A 3,096-nucleotide genomic window follows, 5' to 3' on the forward strand; every position below is an offset into this window, starting at 1 on the left:
GCCGTCATGGTCTTCCTGTCGTTCCCGGACGCCACCCCGCTCACCACCCCCGCCGAACTCGCCGCCGACCACTTCCCCGCCACCAGCGACTACTTCGCCCGCTCCTCGTACGGCCGGTTCACCCTCCGCCCGCACCCCCAGGCCACCTGGACGCCGATGCCGCGCGAATCGACCGCCTACGCCATACGGCGGGACTGGGACCCGGGGAAACGCGCCGCCTATCTGCGGGACGCGATCGCCGCCGCCGACGAGACCGTGGACTTCTCGCGGTACGACATCGTCTACCTGGTCGCCGACCCCGACGCGCCCGGCGTGGACTCCGACGCCACCAAGGTCGTCAACCTCGAACGGCCCCTGGAGGTCGACGGCGCGGGCATCGAGCGGGTGGTCACCGTCTTCGAGCGTCATCCGCCCGACCGGAACGTCCTCGCGCACGAGACCGGTCACGTCTTCGACCTGCCCGACCTCTACCGCCGCCCGGCCGACGGCAAGGGCGACTGGGACACCCACGTCGGGGACTGGGACGTCATGGGCAGCCAGTTCGGGCTGGCCCCCGACCTCTTCGCCTGGCACAAGTGGAAGCTCGGCTGGCTCACCCCCGCCCAGGTGACCTGCGTCCAGGGCACCGAACCCCGGGTGGTCGCTCTGGAGCCGGTCGCCGCCGAGCCCAGCGCCGGCGGCAGCGTCGGCACCCGGCTCGCCGTCGTCCGCACCGGCCGGGACAGCGCCCTCGCGATCGAGGCCCGCGCCGCCACCGGCAACGACAGCGACACCTGCACCGAGGGGGTCCTCGTCTACCGGGTCGACGGCGGGGCGGCCTCCGGTGACGGTCCGGTCGAGGTGGTCGACGCCCACCCCGCCACCGAGGCCTGCTGGGAGCGGTCCGTGTACCCGCCGCTCGCCGACGCCCCCCTGGAGGAGGGCGAGGCGCTCACCGTGCCGGGCGCGCCGGTCCGGGTGGAGGTCGTGGAGCGCACCCGCACCGGCGACTGGACGGTCAAGATCAGCCCGGTCGCGACCCGCTGAACCCCGCCGCGGCCCTCACCGCAGCACGAAGAAGCCCCCCGCTTCCGCGAGGGGCTTCTTCCGTCGGTGCGCCGCCAGGGACTCGAACCCCGGACCCGCTGATTAAGAGTCAGCTGCTCTAACCAACTGAGCTAGCGGCGCCTGCTGACGTCGTAGACATTAGCACCCGGACCGGCGGGAGGAAAAATCGATACCCGCACGTCGGCGGCGGAGGCCGCCCGGACGGCCCGCACGCACGCCCACAGCACGACCTCGGGCCCGGGCAGCCACGGGTGCCGGGTGTCGGGGGCGACCAGCCAGCGCGGCCCCGCCGTACCGGCGGGCGCGAGCGGCGGCACCGTCACCGCGTCCCCGACCCCCAGGCAGAGCGGCCGCGGCACGGCGTCGCCCCACTCCTCCCACTCCAGGAGCGCCGGTAAACGCTGGGCCGTCCCGGGCGCGGCGAACAGCAGCATCCGCCCCCGGTGGACGGCGACCGGCCCCGAACCGGGGCCCTCCTCCCACAGGCGGTCCAGCATGCGGCGCCCGAAGACCGGGTCCACGTTGACGACGTCGAAGAGCGTCCCGCAGGGCAGCACGGCGGGCGAGGCCGGCCGGGCCTCCCAGCGCTCCAGGGCACCGCCCCGGCTCCCGGTGGCCGAGGCCAGCCAGGCGGCCCCCGCGGCGGTCACCCGGGCGGTCTGGTGGCGCCCGTCGTCGCCCTCGCGCAGGAAGCGGAAGATGTCGTGCGTCTCGTCGCGCAGCCAGGTCGTCATGTGTCCACATCTACCCGGCGTGACGGCCCGGTCGCCGAGAGTTCCCGAAATCCCGGACAGGAGCACCGGCGGGGGAGTACGGTACGCCCCGCATATGCCAGACGGCCGGTGCCTCCGGACCGGTCCGGCCCCGCGCCCCGTCCGTACGCCCCCGGCCCCGTCCGTACGCCCCCGGCCCCGTCCGTGGGCCCCGGTGCGCCTTCCGTGCGGCCGGTGCCGTCCCTCAGTCCTCCGCCGGGCGTCCGTTCGTACGGATCAGGTCGCGCCCGAACTCGATCATCTTGCGGGCGTAGTCCTCGGTCCACTCCGCCCGCTCCGCCACGGCCGCCACCGTCAGCCGGTCGAACCGCTTCGGGTCGGCCAGCTGCGCCGCCGCCACCGCCTGGAACTCGATCGCCCGGTCCGTCGCCGCCCGGAAGGCCAGCGTCAGCTCCGTCGCCCGGGCGAGCAGCTCCTTCGGGTCCTCGATCGACTCCAGGTCGAAGAAGTGCTCCGGGTCGGCGGTCGCCTCGGCAGGCTCGAAGATCAGCGGAGCCGGCCTGAGCCGCCGCTGACCGCTCCGTTCCGCGGATTCCGCCATCGCACTTCTCCTCCTCGCGCACACGGACGGCCCGGAACCCCGGGCCGTCCTCCATTGTCCCGCGCCCCGCAAGGGCGCGTCGTGGCCCACGCTCCCGGCCCCGGCCTCACGGTGTCCGGCTCCCCCGGTGCTCGGCCGGACCGATCCGTGCGCGGGGCACCTGCCGGAGGAGCGGTCACGGTGTCCAGCTGATCCGGTGCTCGGCCAGATGGGACAGGACCGCGTGGTTCGCCTCCCAGCCGTCCGGGAACTTCACCGTGACACCCAGCTGCACCGGCTCCGTCGACGGATGCTCGTCCAGCAGCTCCGCCACGCCCGCCCGGCACACCACCACGCACGCGTGGCGGTGGCGCGAGGCCAGCACGCACAGACGGCCCGTCTCCAGGTGGAAGGCGGTCGCGTCCGGGCGCCCGGAGAGCGGGTGGAGGACGACCGTCACGTCGTACTCGCGCCCCTGCAGACGGTTCGCCGTGTCCACCGTCACCCCCGACACGCCCAGCTCCGTGAGCGCCGCCCGCACCGCCGCCGCCTGGTCGCGGTGGGCGGTGCCGACCGCGATCCGGTCCGGGGTCAGCGGCACCGGGTGCTCCGACCGCTCCGAGACCGCGGCCCCGCCCCGGTCCAGGAGCCGCCGCACCACCAGGGCGACCGCGCCGACCGCCTCCGGGTCGGTGCGCGGGGTGTGCCGGGCCGGCAGTTCGAGCAGCCCCCATCCCGAGGCGGCGGCCTCGTCCA

At 74.9% G+C, this 3,096-nt stretch carries 4 protein-coding genes and 1 tRNA gene; 1 reads left to right on the forward strand and 4 read right to left on the reverse strand.

Annotation, left to right across the window (positions count from 1 at the left end; all coding sequences use genetic code 11):
• Window positions 1–1,026: M6 family metalloprotease domain-containing protein (locus RIF68_RS32460; RefSeq protein WP_309054903.1), on the forward strand; the 1,026-nt coding region annotated here is incomplete at its 5' end.
• A 67-nt stretch (window positions 1,027–1,093) separates the two neighbouring features.
• Here the strand turns inward: RIF68_RS32460 and RIF68_RS32465 are convergent.
• The 4 genes from RIF68_RS32465 to RIF68_RS32480 all read right to left on the reverse strand — a co-directional run.
• Window positions 1,094–1,167, reverse strand: a tRNA-Lys gene (locus RIF68_RS32465).
• The gene (locus RIF68_RS32470; protein ID WP_309054906.1) at window positions 1,158–1,781 is read right to left on the reverse strand and encodes a hypothetical protein; all 624 of its coding nucleotides are present in this window, start codon (window positions 1,779–1,781) and stop codon (window positions 1,158–1,160) included. The genes RIF68_RS32465 and RIF68_RS32470 overlap by 10 nt, the downstream gene beginning before the upstream one ends.
• 223 nt (window positions 1,782–2,004) lie before the next feature.
• Window positions 2,005–2,361 carry a hypothetical protein gene (locus RIF68_RS32475; protein WP_309054908.1) on the reverse strand — a complete coding sequence of 119 codons (357 nt, stop codon included), beginning with the start codon at window positions 2,359–2,361 and terminating at the stop codon, window positions 2,005–2,007.
• A gap of 175 nt (window positions 2,362–2,536) precedes the next feature.
• A partial coding sequence (locus RIF68_RS32480) for an AAA domain-containing protein (RefSeq protein ID WP_375165767.1) occupies window positions 2,537–3,096 on the reverse strand: 560 nt, incomplete at its 5' end.

Origin of the sequence: Streptomyces sp., assembly GCF_031178505.1 — a bacterium.
In the GTDB taxonomy this organism is placed as follows: Bacteria; Actinomycetota; Actinomycetes; order Streptomycetales; family Streptomycetaceae; genus Streptomyces; species Streptomyces gulbargensis.

Excerpts from the sequence above, each read along its gene's own strand:
- RIF68_RS32470 (WP_309054906.1), bottom strand. The coding sequence starts at position 1,781 with ATGACGACCTGGCTGCGCGACGAGACGCACGACATCTTCCGCTTCCTG.
- RIF68_RS32475 (WP_309054908.1), bottom strand. The coding sequence starts at position 2,361 with ATGGCGGAATCCGCGGAACGGAGCGGTCAGCGGCGGCTCAGGCCGGCT.